This window comes from Pseudomonas sp. BC42 (assembly GCF_021560055.1).
Lineage (GTDB): Bacteria > Pseudomonadota > Gammaproteobacteria > Pseudomonadales > Pseudomonadaceae > Aquipseudomonas.
Map to the genome: position 1 here is coordinate 3,317,541 of NZ_CP091067.1, position 17,825 is coordinate 3,335,365.

Annotated in this window: 18 protein-coding genes; 5 read left to right on the forward strand and 13 right to left on the reverse strand. The window is 65.8% G+C overall.

What is annotated here, in order from left to right:
- Positions 1 to 18 precede the first annotated feature (18 nt).
- Positions 19 to 1,170: a PQQ-dependent sugar dehydrogenase gene (locus L1O02_RS15280; RefSeq protein WP_235760196.1), complete on the forward strand. Its 1,152-nt coding sequence runs from the start codon at positions 19 to 21 to the stop codon at positions 1,168 to 1,170.
- Positions 1,171 to 1,239: 69 nt separating this feature from the next.
- Here the strand turns inward: L1O02_RS15280 and rimI are convergent, their stop codons facing one another.
- Complete coding sequence (rimI, locus tag L1O02_RS15285; RefSeq protein ID WP_060843628.1) at positions 1,240 to 2,373, reverse strand: ribosomal protein S18-alanine N-acetyltransferase; 1,134 nt, start codon at positions 2,371 to 2,373, stop codon at positions 1,240 to 1,242.
- A 93-nt stretch (positions 2,374 to 2,466) separates the two neighbouring features.
- Here rimI and L1O02_RS15290 point away from each other — a divergent pair, with 93 nt between their 5' ends.
- Together L1O02_RS15290 and L1O02_RS15295 are read left to right on the forward strand one after the other, a co-directional pair.
- Positions 2,467 to 4,053 carry a RimK family protein gene (locus L1O02_RS15290; protein WP_235760197.1) on the forward strand — a complete coding sequence of 529 codons (1,587 nt, stop codon included), beginning with the start codon at positions 2,467 to 2,469 and terminating at the stop codon, positions 4,051 to 4,053.
- Between the two features lie 7 nt (positions 4,054 to 4,060).
- Positions 4,061 to 5,002, forward strand: a complete 942-nt coding sequence (locus L1O02_RS15295; protein ID WP_060839357.1) for a magnesium transporter CorA family protein — start codon at positions 4,061 to 4,063, stop codon at positions 5,000 to 5,002.
- A gap of 3 nt (positions 5,003 to 5,005) precedes the next feature.
- On the opposite strand, the gene map is transcribed toward L1O02_RS15295, so the two are convergent.
- A complete protein-coding gene (map, locus tag L1O02_RS15300) occupies positions 5,006 to 5,770 on the reverse strand; it encodes a type I methionyl aminopeptidase (protein WP_060839356.1) in 765 nt (254 codons plus the stop codon).
- A complete protein-coding gene (locus tag L1O02_RS15305) occupies positions 5,767 to 5,967 on the reverse strand; it encodes a ParD-like family protein (protein ID WP_047304509.1) in 201 nt (66 codons plus the stop codon). Before L1O02_RS15305 ends, map begins: the two co-directional genes overlap by 4 nt.
- Positions 5,968 to 6,297: 330 nt before the next feature.
- Here L1O02_RS15305 and ilvA point away from each other — a divergent pair, with 330 nt between their 5' ends.
- Positions 6,298 to 7,338: a threonine ammonia-lyase, biosynthetic gene (gene ilvA / locus L1O02_RS15310; protein ID WP_108543819.1), complete on the forward strand. Its 1,041-nt coding sequence runs from the start codon at positions 6,298 to 6,300 to the stop codon at positions 7,336 to 7,338.
- A gap of 89 nt (positions 7,339 to 7,427) precedes the next feature.
- Here the strand turns inward: ilvA and L1O02_RS15315 are convergent, their stop codons facing one another.
- Positions 7,428 to 7,733: an NIPSNAP family protein gene (locus L1O02_RS15315; protein WP_060839355.1), complete on the reverse strand. Its 306-nt coding sequence runs from the start codon at positions 7,731 to 7,733 to the stop codon at positions 7,428 to 7,430.
- Positions 7,734 to 8,059: 326 nt separating this feature from the next.
- Here L1O02_RS15315 and L1O02_RS15320 point away from each other — a divergent pair, with 326 nt between their 5' ends.
- A complete protein-coding gene (locus L1O02_RS15320) occupies positions 8,060 to 8,326 on the forward strand; it encodes a DUF1652 domain-containing protein (protein WP_129406149.1) in 267 nt (88 codons plus the stop codon).
- A 51-nt stretch (positions 8,327 to 8,377) separates the two neighbouring features.
- On the opposite strand, the gene L1O02_RS15325 is transcribed toward L1O02_RS15320, so the two are convergent.
- The 9 genes from L1O02_RS15325 to L1O02_RS15365 form a co-directional block, all read right to left on the reverse strand.
- Positions 8,378 to 8,641: a DUF2790 domain-containing protein gene (locus L1O02_RS15325; RefSeq protein WP_047304506.1), complete on the reverse strand. Its 264-nt coding sequence runs from the start codon at positions 8,639 to 8,641 to the stop codon at positions 8,378 to 8,380.
- A gap of 215 nt (positions 8,642 to 8,856) precedes the next feature.
- Entirely contained in the window at positions 8,857 to 9,636 is a 780-nt protein-coding gene (locus L1O02_RS15330) for a ChbG/HpnK family deacetylase (RefSeq protein WP_235760198.1), read from the reverse strand.
- Positions 9,633 to 10,757 carry a GNAT family N-acetyltransferase gene (locus L1O02_RS15335; RefSeq protein ID WP_235760199.1) on the reverse strand — a complete coding sequence of 375 codons (1,125 nt, stop codon included), beginning with the start codon at positions 10,755 to 10,757 and terminating at the stop codon, positions 9,633 to 9,635. Before L1O02_RS15335 ends, L1O02_RS15330 begins: the two co-directional genes overlap by 4 nt.
- Entirely contained in the window at positions 10,754 to 11,455 is a 702-nt protein-coding gene (locus tag L1O02_RS15340; RefSeq protein ID WP_060843623.1) for a GNAT family N-acetyltransferase, read from the reverse strand. The genes L1O02_RS15335 and L1O02_RS15340 overlap by 4 nt, the downstream gene beginning before the upstream one ends.
- Positions 11,452 to 13,377, reverse strand: coding sequence for a hypothetical protein (locus L1O02_RS15345; protein WP_235760200.1), 1,926 nt, complete (start codon positions 13,375 to 13,377; stop codon positions 11,452 to 11,454). The genes L1O02_RS15340 and L1O02_RS15345 overlap by 4 nt, the downstream gene beginning before the upstream one ends.
- Positions 13,374 to 14,684, reverse strand: coding sequence for an oligosaccharide flippase family protein (locus tag L1O02_RS15350; RefSeq protein ID WP_060843621.1), 1,311 nt, complete (start codon positions 14,682 to 14,684; stop codon positions 13,374 to 13,376). Before L1O02_RS15350 ends, L1O02_RS15345 begins: the two co-directional genes overlap by 4 nt.
- Positions 14,681 to 15,679 carry a polysaccharide deacetylase family protein gene (locus tag L1O02_RS15355; protein ID WP_235760201.1) on the reverse strand — a complete coding sequence of 333 codons (999 nt, stop codon included), beginning with the start codon at positions 15,677 to 15,679 and terminating at the stop codon, positions 14,681 to 14,683. Before L1O02_RS15355 ends, L1O02_RS15350 begins: the two co-directional genes overlap by 4 nt.
- A 1-nt stretch (position 15,680) precedes the next feature.
- Positions 15,681 to 16,817, reverse strand: coding sequence for a glycosyltransferase (locus tag L1O02_RS15360; protein ID WP_235760202.1), 1,137 nt, complete (start codon positions 16,815 to 16,817; stop codon positions 15,681 to 15,683).
- Positions 16,810 to 17,775 carry a glycosyltransferase family A protein gene (locus L1O02_RS15365; protein ID WP_060839347.1) on the reverse strand — a complete coding sequence of 322 codons (966 nt, stop codon included), beginning with the start codon at positions 17,773 to 17,775 and terminating at the stop codon, positions 16,810 to 16,812. The genes L1O02_RS15360 and L1O02_RS15365 overlap by 8 nt, the downstream gene beginning before the upstream one ends.
- Positions 17,776 to 17,825: the final 50 nt, after the last annotated feature.

The window sequence follows — 17,825 nt, forward strand, 5'->3', positions numbered from 1 at the left end:
CCATAGAAGGAAGCGAGCATGTTGCGTAAAACCCTATTCGCCACCTTGTGCGCCAGCGTTCTGCTGGGCAGTGCCTTGCCCGCTGCGGCGGCCAGTGCCCAGTCCTTTGCCAGTGAGCAGGGCCGTCTCAGCCTGACCCCGGTGGTGCAAGGTCTGCAGCATCCCTGGGCCCTGGCATTCCTGCCGGATCGCCAGGGCCTGCTGGTCACCGAACGTCCCGGCAACCTGCGGGTGGTGAGCCCGGACGGCAAGCTGTCGGCGCCGTTGAGCGGGGTGCCCAAGGTCTGGGCCAATGGCCAGGGCGGCTTGCTCGACGTGGCACTGTCGCCGGACTTCAAGCAGGACCGCCTGGTGTACCTGTCCTACGCCGAGGGCGGTGGCGAGGGCGGGACTGCCGGCACCGCCGTGGGGCGCGGGCGCTTGAGCGACGACCTGAGCGGGCTCAAGGATTTCCAGGTGATCTTCCGCCAGGAGCCCAAGCTGTCCACCGGCAATCACTTCGGTTCACGGCTGGTGTTCGACCGTGACGGCTACCTGTTCATCACCCTGGGGGAGAACAACAACCGGGCCACCGCGCAGGACCTGGACAAGCTTCAGGGCAAGATCGTGCGCCTGTATGCCGATGGCCGGGTGCCGGACGACAACCCCTTTGTCGGCCAGGCCGGGGTGCGGCCGGAGATCTGGAGTTTCGGCCACCGCAACCCCCAGGGCGCGGTGCTCAATCCCTGGAGCGGCACCCTGTGGGAGAACGAGCACGGGCCCAAGGGCGGCGACGAGATCAACCTGATCGAGCGCGGCAAGAATTACGGCTGGCCCCTGGCGACCCACGGGGTCAACTATTCCGGCCAGCCGATCCCAGAGGCCTCGGGCCAGACGGTCCCGGGCACCGTGGCCCCGCATCATGTCTGGGAAAAGTCTCCCGGCATCAGCGGCATGGCCTTCTACGACGCCGATCGCTTCAAGCCCTGGCAGCACAACCTGTTCATCGGCGCCCTGGCCGGCCGCGAACTGATCCGCCTGCAATTCGATGGCGACCGAGTCGTTCATGAAGAGCGTCTGCTGGGGGACCTCAAGGCGCGCATTCGCGACGTGCGCCAGGGGCCGGACGGTTATCTGTACATCCTCACCGACGAGGATCAGGGCGGCCTGTACAAGGTTGGCCTGGAATAATCCGCCCCAACACCTCCAAGCGCAGGAGCTGGCTTGCCAGCGAAAGCGTCGGCGAGCACAGCACCAGGCTCAAGGACCGCTTCGCCGGCCAGCCGGCTCCTGCGCCTGGGGGCGCGAGGAGAGGATCACCGCGGCCCGCAGCTTGCTGCTGCCGAAGCTGCACATCTTGTCGAACTCGCCGTGGCTCACCGGCAGGTGCTGGCAGTCCATGGGCTGGCGGTGCTGGCTGTGGTCCACATCCGGATCGTGCAGGTAGACGAAGTCGTCGTCGCAGTCGGTGACTATCACCCAGTGAGGGGCCTTGGAACGGGTCAGGCGGTAGCTGCTGATCAGCACCAGGGGCTGGCCGCCTTCACTGAGGCGCTTGGGCAGGTCCAGCGGTCCTCCCAGTACCTGCTGCACTTCGCTGGCGTCCAGTTCCCTGCAGAACTCGTCGTGGACCAGGCGCATGACGTCCTTTTTATGCTCGTCACGCACGCCATTGAGAAACAACGGCCCGGCGCTGTTGACCTGCAGGCGCACCGCAAAGCCCCGGCGCCAGGCAGCCAGCGCCAGGCCCTGGGGGCTGCAACCGCCGTGGCCCGAGGTCATGAACACCGTGGTGGCTTCACGCCAGATCTGCAGTTCCTCGCGCCGCTCCAGCGGGCGCGAGGGTTGCAGCGCGGCCATGGCCATCAACAGGCAGGCCGGGCCGCAGGTGAAGTCGGTGGTCTGCTGGTAGTAAGGCACGCGGATGCTGCGGGTTTCGCGGTGCTGGAGGATGCGCTTTTCCAGGCGCAGGGCATCGGCGTGGTCTTCGTAGTAGTCGTGGATCCGGGCAAAGCGCCGGTAGCCATGGCGTTCGTACAAGGCCAGCGCCGCCGGATTGTCGGTGCGGACCTCCAGGCGCAGATAGGCGCAGTCATGGGCCAGGGCGCAGGCCTCGATCCGTTGCAGCAGGCGTTTGCCCAGGCCCAGCCCCCGGGCGTCCTCGGCAATGGCGATAGAGTACAGGCGCGCCAGGGAGGTGCCGCGATGAAACAGCACCAGGGCATAGCCCAGCACGCGCGCCTGATGTTCGGCCACCAGCAGTTGCCCGTGGGCGCGGTTGATCATCCACTGGAAGCTGCGCGGGGTCAGCCGGTCGCTGGTGAAACATTGCTGTTCCAGGGCCACCAGCGCCGGCAGATCGTCGGGGGTTGCAGTGCGAAAGACAAGATCCATATAACCGCCGTAAAAGTTGCGTAACGAAACGAGACTTCAAAAAAAGTTCGTGCTTAATAGAAAGGGTCAGGTTCTTCAGCGAGAGCGAACTTTATGTCAGCGGTACAAGGTCATTGGCGAGAAGTATCCGAGCAAAGTTTGCCGGCGACAATCACTTCGACAAGTTATTTTTCCCCACTGGGCAGAACTTCAAGTCAAGTCATCATCATTGTCGAGCGCAAGGAAGACTGGGCCTCCTACTTTCCCAGCGAAGACATTCTCACGGCCCAGGAATACCTCGAACAAAGCCGCGAAAGTGTGCCGGGAAAACGGGTCCAGGTGATCAACCTGTGCCGCAGCTACAAGTACCTGGGGCACGGCTACTACTGCTCGTTGCTGGCCGAAGCCCGCGGCCACCGGGTGATTCCCTCGGTGCGCACGATCAGCGAACTGACCCGCAAGGCCCTTTACGGACTGGCTCTGGACGACCTGGACAAGACCCTGGAAAAGGCCCTGAGCAATCACCTTTACAGTGATACCGAAGGCTTCACCTTGACCCTTTACTTCGGCAGGACACATATCGAGCCATTGCAGGAGTTGGCCCGCCAGTTGTTTGAACTGTTTCCCTGTCCGATCCTGTTAGTTGATTTCAAAAGAACTGACAGTTGGCATATCGAAGGCGTGAAGTCCGGTGCCTTGCACAAGTTGCGCGACGATCAGGAAGATCAGTTTGCCAACTCGCTGGACAGTTTCAGCCGCAAAGTCTGGCGGGTGCCGCGATCCCGGCAACTGGCCCGTTATGACCTGGCGATACTCCACGATCTCCATGAAGCGCTGCCGCCTTCCAATGCCCGGGCGCTGGAGAGTTTTATCCGGGTTGGCAAGGGCCTGGGTATCGACGTGGAGCTGATCGAGAAGAAAGACTACTCGCGGCTGGCCGAATACGACGCGTTGCTGATCCGCGAAACCACCAGCGTCGACAACCACACCTACCGCTTTGCCAAGAAGGCCGAGAGCGAAGGGCTGGTGGTGATGGACGATCCGACCTCGATCCTGCGCTGCACCAACAAGGTCTATCTCACCGACCTGCTCAAGGGCCATCAACTGGGCATGCCCGCCACCGAGATTCTCTACAAGGAGCGACCGGAGGATTTCGAGCGAGTGGGCGAACGCCTGGGCTTTCCCCTGGTGCTGAAGATTCCCGACGGCTGCTTCTCCCGGGGGGTGATCAAGGTCGAGAGCCAGCAGGCGCTGCTGGCGGCCACCGCCGAACTGTTCGAGCACTCGGTGCTGCTGCTGGCCCAGGAGTTCTTCTACACCGAGTACGACTGGCGCATCGGCGTGCTCAACCGCAAGCCGATCTTTGCCTGCCAGTACTTCATGTCCAAGGGCCACTGGCAGATCTACAACCACAAGGCCAAGGGCCAGGACATCAACGGCGAGTGCCGCACCCTGGCGGTCCACGAAGCACCGCGGGCGGTGGTGGAGCTGGCAGTGAAGACTGCCAACCTGATCGGCGACGGGCTGTACGGGGTCGACCTCAAGCAGTCCGGGGACAAGGTGGTGGTGATCGAGGTCAACGACAACCCCAACCTCGATGCCGGCATCGAGGACGCCTACCTGCAGGACGACCTGTACTCCCTGGTGCTGGAGGAATTCGTCCGCCGCCTGGAACTCAAGCGTCGCGGCCAGGCCTGGTGAGGCGGCGATGCTCCACAGCTATCGGCTGGACCTGGGCAGATTGCAGGCGGCACCGGCAGGGGAGGCCCAGGTCATGCTGTTCAGCAACCCGGACCTGGCGGAGCGCGAGCTGTTGCACAGCGCCTTCAAGCTCGACGAGCACGCCCTGGCCTCGGCGCTGGACCCGGACGAAGTGTCGCGCATCGAATTCCATCCCGATTACCTGTTCCTGATCTGGAAGCGGCCGGAAAACTATTCCGGTGGCGGCAGCCTGTCCTTCGAAGTGTCGTCCTGCGGCCTGCTGTTCTGCCCCGACCGGCTGCTGGTGATCGCCCCCGACGACACGCCACTGCTGGGCCTGGGGGCGCGGCATCATCTGCACAGCCCGCTGGACGTGCTGCTGGACCTGTTGCTCAACAACATCCATCACTACCTGGGGCACCTCAAGGTGATCAAGCTGGTGGCCCGGGAGCTGCAGCACAAGTTCAACAGCTCGATGGAAAACCGCCACCTGATGCAGATGTTCAACCTGAGCGAGAGCCTGATCTATTACCTCAATGCCCTGCACAGCAACGGCGCGCTGCTGACCCGCCTGCGCAACCATGCCGAAAAGGAGCGTTTCGGCCCGCAGGCGGTTGGCCTGATCGACGACCTGATCATCGAGAACAACCAGTGTTACAAGCAGGCGGAAATCTACTCCACGGTGTTTGCCGGGCTGATGGACGCCCGGGGCAACCTGATGAACAACAGCACCAACAAGCTGCTGCGCAAGCTGACGCTGATCAATGTGGTGTTCCTGCCGCTGAACCTGATTGCCAGCATTGGCGGCATGTCCGAGTTCAGCATGATGACCGCCGGCACGCCGTGGTGGATCGCCTATTCGCTGTTGCTGCTGGCCATGCTGCTGGCGGCGGCCGGCATGTCCCTGGGGCTGCGTCGGCTCACCGGCCACAGTGACCGGGCCGGATGAGGCTTACTGCGGCTGCAGGGTCAGCACCTCAAAGCCGTCGCGGGTCACCGCCACCGTGTGCTCCCACTGGGCCGAGAGGCCGTTGTCGCGGGTCACCACGGTCCAGCCGTCCTTGAGCCCGCGGACCCGGGCGCTGCCCTGGTTGAGCATGGGTTCGATGGTGAAGACCATGCCTTCACGCAGTTCCAGGCCGGTGCCGGGACGACCGAAGTGCAGGATCTGCGGCTCCTCGTGCATCTGCCGGCCGATGCCGTGGCCGCAGTATTCGCGCACCACGCTGTAGCCCTTGGCCTCGGCGTGGGCCTGGATGGCATGGCCGATATCGCCGAGGCGAGCGCCGGGGCGCACCACCTTGATCGCCGCCCACATGGCCTCGAAGGTGGTGTCCACCAGGCGCCGGGCCTTGGGGCCGACCTCACCGATCAGGTACATCTTGCTGGAGTCGGCGATGTAGCCGTTCTTTTCCAGGGTGATGTCGATGTTGACGATGTCGCCGTCCTTGAGCACGGCCCTGGCGTCGGGCATGCCGTGGCACACCACCTCGTTGATCGAGGTGTTGATGCAATAGGGGTAGTTGTACTGGCCCTTGCTGGCCGGGCGCGCCTTGAGCTGGTGGCGGATGAAGTGCTCCACCGCGCTGTCCAGCTCCAGGGTGGACAGGCCGGCGCCGACAAAGCCGTCGAGGAAACTGAACACCTCGGCCAGCAGCCGCCCGGATTCGCGCATCAGCGCCAGTTGTTCCGGAGTCTTGATCAATGCCGGGGTCATGCCTGCCCCCTGAGCAGATCGGTCTTGTTGAGCAGCAACTTGTTGATCAGGTCGTTGTAGGCCAGGTGCGGGTTGAGCTCGGCCAGCAGGCCGATCTTGATCCAGAACTCGGCCTGGGCGTTGATCGAGCGATCCATGGCGGCGCTGGCCACGCGGATCTGCTGGTGCAGTTCATCGGAGATCTTGACGATGCCCATGTTTGGGGGCTCCCTTGAGCAAATATATGAATCGTATATGTTTCGTATAATCAGCTGCAAGCTGCAAGCTGCAAGCTGCAAGCTGCAAGCGGTAAGCAGGAGGGAGCAGGAGCTGTGGTGTTGGGTATCAGTCTCGGAGAAAAGCATTGACCGCCAGGGGCCGGCGCGGTTAGTTTCCGGTCCATGACTTTTTCTGCCTATCGTTCCCAGCCAAGCATTATTACCGCCATTCCTGATTGGCGGGCTTGCTGACGACTGCACCCAACCCGCCCTGGAGGCGGGTTTTTTCTCTCTGTCTCCCGGGCTCCGAACACAGCCAGGAGCACCCTCATGAATCACCCCAGCCGTCTTGCCAGTACCCCTTTGCCCAGCGCCGACATGGCCTTGCTGGAGCGCTACGTGAAGATGATCCTCGCCGCGCCGGTGTACGACCTGGCGATTTGCACGCCGCTGCAGGCCGCCCCCGCGCTGTCGCAGCGGCTGGGCAATCAGATCCTGCTCAAGCGCGAGGACCTGCAGCCGACCTTTTCCTTCAAGATCCGTGGTGCCTACAACCGCCTGGCGCAACTCACCCCGGAGCAGAAGCGGCGGGGGGTGATCACCGCGTCCGCCGGCAATCATGCCCAGGGCGTGGCCCTGGCCGCTCGGGAGCTGGGGATCAAGGCCACCATCGTAATGCCCGCCAGCACCCCGGAACTCAAGGTGCTCGGAGTGCGCAGCCGCGACGCCGAGGCGATTCTGCAGGGCGAGAGTTTTCCCTTTGCCCTGGCCCACGCCCTGAGCCTGGCCCAGCACACCGGGAGCACCTTCGTCTCGCCCTTTGACGACCCCCATGTGATTGCCGGTCAGGGCACCGTGGCCATGGAGATCCTGCGCCAGCACCCGGGGCCGCTGGATGCGATCTTCGTCCCGGTGGGCGGCGGCGGGTTGATCGCCGGGATCGCCGCCTACGTCAAGTACCTGCAGCCACAGATCCGCATCGTGGGCGTTGAGTCAGAACATTCCAACTGCCTGCAGCAGGCATTGGCGGCGGGGGAGCGGGTGGTCTTGCCCACGGTGGGCACCTTTGCCGACGGCGTCGCGGTGGCGCAGATCGGCGAGCACGGTTTTCAGATCTGCCGGCATCACGTGGACCAGGTGATCAGCGTCAGCAACGACCAGCTGTGCGCCGCCATCAAGGACATCTACGACGACACCCGCTCGATCACCGAGCCGTCCGGCGCGCTGGCGGTGGCCGGGATCAAGCAGTACGTGGCCCAGGGCGGCATCAGCGGCCAGACCCTGGTGGCCATCGACTCCGGCGCCAACATCAATTTCGACAGCCTGCGCCACGTCGCCGAACGCGCCGCCTTGAGCAGCATTCCGGCCTAGCCGCTGGCTTGCCAGCGCAGACGCCCGTCAGAGCGGCACCCGTCGTTGCGGCCTGTGCGCCGGCAAGCGGAAGGCCGCCCGGCCGTTTCCTATGAGAGCAGTGGACGCAGGAAGCTGCGCTCGTAACTGAGGATGAATTTCTTCTCCATCACCGACGCCACCAGGGCCACGCTGTCCGGATCGCTGAGGGCGTTCTGGCGATAGGCTTCGTAATCGGCCAGGGACGGGAAGCTGAACAGGCAATAGGCAATGTTGCTGGCCCCTTCCGAGGGCAGGAAATAGCCATGGTGGGTGCCGCCCAAACGCCTGACCACGGCGATCCAGGCTTTGGAATAGGCTTCGAACTCGGCCAGTTGGTAGGGATCGATCACGTATTTGACATGGCAGGTAATCAAGGCGGGAACTCCGGGCGAGGGCAAGGATCAGCGTTGTATCAGGTGTGACTCTTGGAGCGGGCGACGCTGTTGAGCAATACCCAGGCATTCTGCGGGGCGGCAAACCCGCCGCGCAACCGCCTGCCATGGCCGGCTTAAAGTCGAAACCCTCGGTACTGAGAGCGAAATCGAATTTAGCAAGGTCGCCAAAGCGGCCTACTCTGTAACCTGGCTTCGTCTGTTAGGACAAAACGGACCTGAGCCAGGATCGCTAACGAACACGGATGTCGCGACCAGCAGGGACTCGCCCATTGACTGGTCGTGTTGAATAGATGGAGAGCGTCAGCATGTTTTTATCTGCCCTGGAACTGCGCAACATCATTGAGAGCAGCTTTCTGCCCAAACGCTGCCAATGCACCCTGAGCCCGGACCTGTCGATGACGGTCAAGGTCTATGGCGACCATGAAACCGACCGGGTCGAGCTGGTGGTCAGCGGCATCGACGCTGCGCAGCTCAATGGCTGCCGGGAAATCAATGAACTGATCGCCGAATTGCGCTACGACCTGGCCAATGCCTCGGGCGGGCTGCCTGGTCTCAAGCGCAGGGCCCATTGAGCGCGGTCCCCTGACAACGCTCACCTTGGCGGGTCCCTTGGGCGGCACGCATCAGTTTTCGTACATGCAGGCGTGGGCGTGCTTCTGGTAGGAGATTTCCGCCAGTTCTCCCGCCTTGTTGATGTAGCGCATATTGGCGGTCACCACCTCGCAGCGACTGGTCGGCGGCTCGGTCATTGAGATGACCTTGGCGACGTCCAGGCGCATGCCGTACTGATAGGGCACGACTTCAACGTTGACATCCGAGGCCTGGGCCAGGCCGGTGAATCCGCACAGGGCCAAGGCGGCCAGGGCAAAGCGCTTGCGTGTGTTCATAGTGGTTCTCCATTACAGACAGTGACGGTTCAGCCCGAGGGCTGAACCCGCTGCACGAAGCCCTAAAAGCGTTCCGGGCCAGTGCGCTCCGAAATAGAGTGCTTATTTAGGATTAATCTATCATTAAGAGTCTGTTGATAGATTTTGAAATATTTCGTTCCCGTCCTATATACCGCCCGGCGATCGACGGCTTTCGCGCCACGCCCGATCCGGCTTCACAGTTCGCTGTAGGCGATCCGTTGATGCCGGGGCAGGGCGCGGTTCAGCAACTGCTCCAGGGATTGCCCGGCTGGCAGGTAGTCGTCGCCGAAATCACCGTCGGCCAAGCGGGTCGGGTGAGCCACCACCTCCACCACACCGGCCGGGCAAAAGCCCTCCAGCAAGTCCCTGGGCGTGCACACCCAACGCACCGTGCCTCCCGCCAGCCAGGCGATGCGCCGGTTCAAGGCGCTTTTGAACATCCGCTTGAGCGGACCGATACTGCCACCGACATTGCGCGCCAGGCGCACAGGCACCCCCTGCCGGGCGGCGAAGCGGGCGACGATCGGCGCCACTGGCCACAGGTTGTGCACATGCTGGTGCGAGTCGATATGGCTGGGCCGCAGGCCCTGGTCGAGGCAGCGTTGCCACTGCGCCTGCAGTTCCTGCCATACCGCGTCGGCCGCGGCCTTCGACAGGCGCAGGGCCGAGCGCGGCAGGCTCAGCTCGAATTGCCCCCGTGCATTGCACAACAGCGGCTGGCGGGCAATGTCCTGGCTCAGGGGCGCGCCGTAGGTCAGGTTGAAGTGCAGGCCGATGCGTCCCAGCAACCCGTGTTCATGGCTCAGGCGACAGGCGTCCTCGAAGGCCGGCATGTTGGCCATCAGGGTTGCCGAGCTGATCACCCCGCGCTTGAAGGCTTCCAGGGTCAGTTGGTTGTAGTCCGGATCGAGGCCGAAATCGTCGGCGTTGACGATGACCCGGTTTGCCCGGGTCGCACTGAGGGTCTGTTTCATCGACGGGTTCCTTGTGCGGTATCGGCCTTGCGGCGTTCGCGCCAGGCCTTGAGGCGCGGTTTGAGCAGCAGCCAGAGGCGTTCGGCGAGCCCCAGCAACAAGCCCCGGGGGCGCCAGGAATAGAAGCTCCAGCGCTGCTGCAACACCAGGCCGCTCATGCGTTCGTGCAGTTGATGGCTGGAGCGACTGAGGCTGACCCGGGAGGCGTCCACCCACTGCCAGCCGGCATCCAGCCCCCAGCGAATCCACTCGTCCAGCAGCAGCCGGCCACTGCCCAGATTGGCGTACTCGGCGAGGAAGGCGATGTTGTAGTCATACAGGCGCCCGCGCTCCAGCAGGCCCAGGCGATAGCTGATGCAGCGCCCCTGGTGCTCCAGCATCACCACCCGCACGCAGCCTTCGGTGGCCAGTCCGCGCAACGCGGTGCCCATCCATTGCTGGCGCTCAGGCCCGGAGAAGATCCCCAGGCCGTCGGCGCCTTTCCAGCTGGCTTGCTCCACTTCGCGCAGGCGCTCCAGCAGTGGATCGATGTCGTCGGCCCCGGGTTCCAGGCGAACCACCCGGGCGTCGATTTCCGCGCAGCGCTTGCGGCCCCGGCGCAGTTCGTAGCGCAGGGTGCCGCTGGGTTCTTCGCCGTCGGCGGCAACGATCAGGTGCTCCGGCACGCGACAGCTCAGTGACGACTGGCTGTAGCCGCTAGCCCGGCACCAGGGCGCCAGCAGGCGGTCGGCGTCCACCAGCTCATGCAGTTGCAGCAGGTCGTGGGGCAGTTGCCGGCGGATCTGCCTGAGTGCCTCGGCCATGGCCGGACGGCCGGCCTCGGCCACCAGCAGTGCCAGGCGGTCGCTCAGGGGATGACCCAGGTGGCGCACCACCTGCAGCCTCAGCCCGGCCCGGGATTCGCGGCCACGGATCAGCGGCAGGCACAGCAGCAACTGCTCGCCCTGCCAGCCCAGGAGAATCTGCAACTGCTGCTGTCGCAGGGCCTGTTCCGCGCCCCGCAGCCAGCTCAGGCGATTGAACGGCGTAGCGTCCTCGACCTGCTGGCGCAGTTGTTCATAGGCCCCGGCGGGGAAGTCTTGCGCGCCGAGGCTGGCGCACCATTGCCAACGCAGATTCACGAACGCTCCTTGTCATGGTCAGTGATGGCCGGGGCCTGGGCCAGGCGACCGCGGCGCAAGTGCTGCAGGCGGGGCTGGTGATAGGGCCGGCGGCGATGCCAGTGCAGGCAGCGCAACAGGCAATGCACATGCAGGGATTCCCCGACTTCCTGGAAGCCCAGGCGCATGTGCATCTTCAGCGCCGGCTCGTTGCGCACGTTGACCAGGGCCCGGGTGGCCTTGAAGCCCCGTTCGCGGTACTCGTCCCAGAGCATCTTCTGCGCCAGGATCACCACCCCGGAGCCGCGAAAGGGCGGCGCGCACTCACCGGCGAACTGGTACAGGCAGCCGGGGGGCATGCGCATCCAGCAGCGGTACAGCTGGTCGTCGTAGTAATCGCGCTCGCTGACCCAGACCATCATCATCACGTTGCCGTCTTCATCCAGGTGCGCGCTGCCGCGACTGCCCTTGTCCAGCAGGCCGCGAATCGCCGGCAACTGGGCCTTGAAGTACTTGTCGAAGGCCGGCAGCAGCTCCCGGGTGATGGGCACCTGGGGCCAGCGCTGGGGGCTGATGGGGCAGGGCACCGGCAGGGCCAGGGTCCGTTCCAGGGTCAGCAGCTCCCAGTGGTAATAGAAGAAGCGTTCACGCAATACCCGCAGGCTGCCCCGCAGGCCCTTGCGGCGGATTTTGGCCAGCAGGCCGGTCAAGCGACTCATAGGGTGTTCCAGGTCAAGGCAAACAGGGTTTCACCGGGCAGCTGGAAGCTGGCCCGGCCATCGCTGCAGTGCAGCTCGGTGTGACGGCTGCGGCCATCGGCGCCCAGCAGTTCGAGGGTGGGGCTCGCTTGGCAGATGGTGGCGTCGCCCAGTTCGACGTTTTGCGTGCGCGGCGTCTTGGCCACCCCCAGCAGGCTGTGGCGCTGACCGTCGCGCAGGGCCAGGGCATCCACCTCAAAGGAGGGGTTGTCCAGGGCCTGGACCTGGCCCAGCCAATGCTGCCGGATGAACTGCTGGGCCACGGCCACCGGCTTGAGGCTGAAGCGCTGGGCATCCTGCTGGGACAGCATGCCCTTGGGGTAGTCGGGTTCGTCGGCGGCCTGAAACCAGTTGAGCATGTCCAGCAGGCCGTCCTGGGAGGCGTTGATCACCACCGAGGTCCACCACAACGCGGCGTAGTGGGTGTCCTGCTGATAGGGGCTCAGGTCCGGGCCGCTGGAGATATTGGTTTGGCTCAGCAGCAGCGCCTTGCGCGGCCGGCCCTGCTCATCGAGCCCCACCAGATCGGCGGCGGCGCGCACGCTGGTGCGATAGCGACGGGTGGCCAGCAGGTCGCGGACCATCCATTCGTGCCAGGCCAGGGCATCGATGTCGGCACCGTGTTCGGCCAGCAATTGCCGGGCCCAGTCGATGCCCCGGCGCTGCCCGGCACCAATGCGAAAGGGACCGTCCAGCAGTCGTGAACTCACCGGCATGGCAATGCGCACTCCGGCGGCGCGGGCGTCGGAGTTGGCCTTGGTGTGTTCCAGCATCTGCGCAAAATAGGCGGCAAACGCTGCGTAGCTGGGGAAGTTGAGGTTGGGTTCGTCGGCAAAGGCCAGGTAATGCAGGCCCTGGTTGCCCAGGCGCACGCTGTCCGCCAGCCAGGCGTCGAGCCCGGCCAGGGTGGCGCTGTCGGCGTCCAGCACGGCCCGGCGGCCGGTGCCGGCCAGCAAGGTGATGTCGCGCTCGATCTTGAAGTCTTCGCGGTACAGCCGGCGAAAGGTGATTTCCCGCTGGGGTTCTTGCTGGATCACATCGACGAAGCTGTAGAAGTTGGCAGCCTGCGGCCCCAGGGCGCGCAGCAGCTCGAAGGTCGACGATGGCGGTTCGGCATAGGGCAGGGCGATCCCCAGGTGCGGGCTGGGACCACGCATCTGCGGCTTGAGGTCCAGTTCGACCCGCCCCGGGGTCCATTGCAGTGGGTGCAACTGGCGTAGGTCCTGGGCGAATAGGTTGGTCGTGCCGTCGAGCCAGAAAGCGGCCTTGCCGGAACCGCCCAGGGACAGGCGCCAGACCTCATCCTGTTGGGCCGATGGCAGGGCGATCTGGTCGAATTGGCCGTACTGCGAGTGTTCCTCCAGCTTCAGGTGCAGCACCTGGTTGTCACTCAGGCGCGTGGCCTGCAGCACGCTGACGCCGCCGTAATACTTGCCGGCCAGCACCGCCTGTGCCCCGGCGGGCACGCGAAAGTAAAGTTCCACGCCGCTTGGCACGTCGGCGCTGAAGTGCACCTTGGCCGGTTCGAACTGCGCCAGGGTTGCACTGTCGTGGCTGACCTTGAAGTTGCGAAAACTGTAGCCCGGTACTTGCAGGCGATAGTCGCCCGGCGCCGCCGGCAGCTGGATTTCCCGTTGGCCGTAGGGCTGGTCGGCGCGGATGTCCAGTTGTTGCAGCAGTTGGCCATCCGGGCGCAACAGGTACAGCTGCTCCTGGTTGGCGTCGCTTTGCCAGGCCGGGCTCCAGCGCAGGTTCAGGGTGTCGTCGGCGTTGGCTTGCAGGTAGAGGCTGCCATCGCGGATATCGCCCCATTGCAGGGGGGCCGCGTGCAGCGAGCCGGCTGCCGAGATCAGCAGCACGGCGAGCAGGGAGCAGGGTTTCATTGGGCCTTTTCCTTAGGGCGCAGTAACTGGCGCACGTAAACGATGTCTCCAGGTAACAGGATCAGGGTGCGGTACCAGGCCACACCACTGAGGCGGCAATACAGGCCGAGCATGGCCAGGCTGACCGCGAGATAGGCGATGGACGAGGCCAGCCCGGCGCCGACGATGCCCAATGGCGGGATCAGCAGCGCGTTGAGGGCCAGGTTCAGCAGGGCCCCACCGGCCAGCAGCAGCGACAGCGTGCCGGGGCGCTGTTTGCCCAACAGGTCCAGGCGCAGGATGCTCGCGTAGCACAGGCCGAACAGCCCCGGCAGCAGCGCCAGCAGGGCGTCATAGGCCGGGGCATAGGCGGCGCCGAACAGGGTGACGATCAGCCACTGGCCGATCAGCGCCATGCCCAGGCAGGCGCCGAGCATCACCGTGGCGGTCAGGCGCAAGGCCAGGGCCGTCAGTTCTTCGATGCCCGCACCTTGCTGCAGCAGGCGTTTCATCAGCGGCGTGGTCACCGCCTCGGGAATGATCAGCAGCAGCTCGGCAGCCGCGCTGGCCATGGCGTACCAGCCCAGCGCGGCGGGGTCCAGCAGGGCGCCGATGAACAGGTAGTCCGAGCGCAGCATCAACTGTTGCGACAACACCCCCGGGTGACTCTGGGCGCTGTAGCGCAGCAGCTTGCCTTGTTCACCGGCCTGCCAGCGCAGGCGCAGGTCATGCCAGCGGCGCAGCCAGCACCAGCCGACCACCACCACCAGCAGGGTGCCGCCCAACCAGCTGACCAGGGCCGCCGACAGGGGCTGGTCGCGCCAGATCCACCACAGGCCGACAAACAACAGCAACGGCACCAGGGATTCCAGCAGGCGCAGGGCATTGAAGGCCTCGACCCGACCGTCGGCGTTGTGCAGGGTCAAGAGACCGCTCTTGAGCACGGTGATCGGCACCGCCAGCAACAACAGCCACGCCAGGTCGCCCAGTTGCAGGCTCAGTTCCCAGCCGCTGCCCCAGGTGTTCAGCAGGGCCAGCCCGGCCAGGGTCAGCAGGCTGGCCAACAGGCAGCCGTAGACCAGCACCTGGGTCAGCAGCAGGCCCATGGGGCGCTGGCGCGCCGCTTCATAGCCGACGGCGGTGTTCAGGCCGCCGCTGGTCAGGGCCGCGATCAGGTCCGGCAGGGTGCTGAGCAGGGCGAACAGGCCACGATCGGCGGGGCCCAGCAGGCGCGCCAGCAACACGTTGCGCAGCAGGCGCAGGCCGATCATCGCCAGCCGCGTGCCCATGCTCAGGGCCAAGTGCCAGAGGTAGCCGCCGCGCTTCATGCCCGGGCCCCCTGCAGCAGGCGCCAGGCCAGCAACCCCGGGCGCGCGGCGCTGGCCTGGCTGACGTCGATGCGTGGCAGGGCCAGCCACGGATTGCCCTCGGCCTCGATCAGCCCCGGGCGGGTGCCCAGGGCGTAGCGGTAGCCCAGCTCGGCCACCGCGGCGCGCACCTCGGGGTTGTGATCGCCGTTGGGGTAGCAGTACACCCCCAGCGGTGCCCGGCAATGTTCCTGCAGGGCGGCGTGGGAGCGTTGCAGGTCGGCGCGCAGTGCCGGGCCGTCAAGCCGGGTGAGAATCCCGTGGCTGGCGCCGTGGGGACCGAAGCGCACCAGCGCCGAACGTTCCAGGTGCTTGACCTGGGCCCAGTCCAGGCTGTGGGGCGCATGGTCGTCCGGGCAGCTGTCGGCCAGGGCTTGCAGACTGTGCGGGGCCAGCCCCTTGAGGCGTTGCAGGTACTCGCCCAGGAGCCGGCTGCGGGCGTGGCCGGAGCCTGCTTGCAACAGTTCGGCGGGCGGCGTCAGGGCCAGCGCCCGCAATTGGGCCAGCAGCGGCCGGGCCGCGGCGCTGTCGGCCTGCTGCCACAGGGTTTCGCCGATGGACTCCCACCAGAAGCCCTGGCGGCTGCCGATGAAATCGGTGGACAGGAAAATGCTCGCCGGCATCTCGTAGCGCTCCAGCAGCGGGTAGGCGACCTCGGCGTTGTCGCGCCAGCCGTCGTCGAAGGTCAGGGCCAGCCGGGGCCGCGCGCCCCCTGGAAACTCCAGCAGGTGCTCCAGGGGCACGCAGTCGAAGTGCCGCCGCAGCCAGCGCAGCAACTGCTCGAAGTGCTGCTGGCCAACACACAGCGGGGCGCGATGGGGCAGGCTGGCGGCGCTGTCGTCGGCCAGCACCCGGTGCAGCATCAGCACCACCCCGGCGTCGCTCAGGCGCACCCGGGCCAGGCTGTGCAGGTAGGCGCTGCCGAGCAGGCGCTTGAGGGATTGTTTGAGGTTCATGTCAGCGATTCTGTTGTGGGTTCCACAGGGCATAGCGCCGCCCGCGGAGAAACTGCCAGAGGCCCACGCTCATGCCGGCCAGGGTCACCAGCACGAAGCCGGCGAGACGAAACACCTTGGGCAAGCGCCCGCGACGGTCCAGCAGCCCCAGCAGCCCGGCGCCGTAGCCGAGCAACTGGGCCAGCAGGCACAGGCTGTAGAAGGGGCCGGCGTTCCACAGCCACAGGTTGCTCAGCAGCAAGGGCAGCAACAGCACCGGGGCCAGGCGGCGGATCAGCTTGTGGCTGATCAGGGCGATGGCGTAGGCGCCGTGGCGCAGCGGGTTCATCAGCTCACGGCGCTGGGCCAGGCTCTGCAGGCCGCCGACCGTGACCCGCAGGCGCCGCCGATACTGCTTGCCGGCGTCGTCCACGCCCTGGTCCAGGACCTGGGCCTGCTCCACATAGACGATGCGCTTGCCCGCCACCGGGGCGCAGGTGCTGATGAAGAAGTCATCGTTGACCTCGGCGGGAATGCGCTGGAACAGCTCGCGGCGCAGGGCCAGCAGCGCGCCGTCGGCGGAAACCATGCAGCCGGTGCGGTTCTCGGCCTGACGCAACCAGGCTTCGTAGTGCCGGTACAGGCTGTCGCCCAGGCTCAGGTTGTGCCCCGGGTTGGGGATGATCATGTGCCCGCCGCAGGCGCCGACCTGGGGATCGGCCAGGGGCGCCAGGAGCTTGCCCAGGGTGTCGTCGGACCATTGGTTGTCGGCGTCGGTGAACACCAGGATGTCGTTGCGTGCCAGTTCCACCGCGGTGTTCAGGGCCCCGGCCTTGCCCACCCGCGGCAGGTCCAGGACCACGATCCGCGAATCGCGCACGCTCAACGCGGTGGCCACGGTGTCGTCGCTGGAGCCGTCGCTGGCGAGGATGAACTGCAGGTCGCTGGCCGGGTAGTCCTGCTGCAGCAGGGTGCGCAGCTTGTGTTCGATGTGCGGGCCTTCGTTGTGGGCGGCGATGATCACGCTGACCGACAGCGGCAGCGCCTCCTGCTGCGGCCGCGGTCGCACGAACAGGCTGAGCAGGCCCAGCAGCATCGGGTAACCGATCCAGGCATAGAAGGGCAGGAGCAGGCACAGCCAGAAAAGAGTCTTAGCCACGGTCAGGTCTCACGGCAGCACGGTTGAAAAGACCCTGCACCAGGGCCACGGCACCCAGGTGCAGGCGCACCCCGTGCAGCAGCCAGAGTTGCAGGACGAACAGCGGATCGCGGTGGCGCCAACCCTGGCGCAAGGCCAGCAGCAGCGGCGCCAGGGCGCCCAGCAGCAGGCACAGGGCGGCCGCAACCGGCCGACCTGCGACCAGGGCCAGCAGCGCCGCCCCGCTCAGCAGGGCGCAGGCCAGGCACAGCAAGGGAAAGCGCAGCAGGCGCGGATTGAACCCGGCGGCCTTGAGCAATTGCCCGTGACTGCCCTGGCGCCAGCGTTCCTTGCCGGCCCATTCGCCCCAGCTGCCTTCAAAGCCCCAGTGCAGTACCTGGGGCTCGGGCAGACTGATCTGCCGGGCACCGGCGGCGTGCAGGCGCAGGCCGAGGTCCTTGTCTTCGCCGGTGCGCAGGCGCTCGTCGAAACCGCCGACCCGTTCGAACCAGACCCGCCGCAGGCACAGGTTGGCGCTGGGCAACCATTGCCGTTGCCGGGCCTGGCGGCCGGCGGTCAGGCTGCGCCGTTGCCAGGCCCGGGCGAACCAGGGCGCGCAGCGCGGCGCGGCGCAATCCAGGGCCAGGACTTCGGCGCGGTTATCGGCCAGGACCTGGCGCCAGAGCTGCAGCCAGTTGGCGGGCACTTCGATATCGGCGTCGATGAACGCCAGGCAATCGCCGGTGGCCATGGCGGCGCCGCGATTGCGCAAGGCACCGATACCGATGCCCGGGCACAACAGCACCCGCGCGCCCAGTTCCCGGGCCCGTTGCGGCCCCTGATCGGTGGAACCGTTGTCCACCACGATCAGTTCGTAATCGACGGCAGCGACCCTGGCCGCCAGGATCACGCTGTCCAGGGTCCGGGTGATGTGACGCGCCTCGTTGTACATGGGCACGATCACGCTGATCCTTTGCATCTTTGCCTCCCTTGGCCAGATGGTGTTGTTGGGGCCCGGCCGGGCGCGTG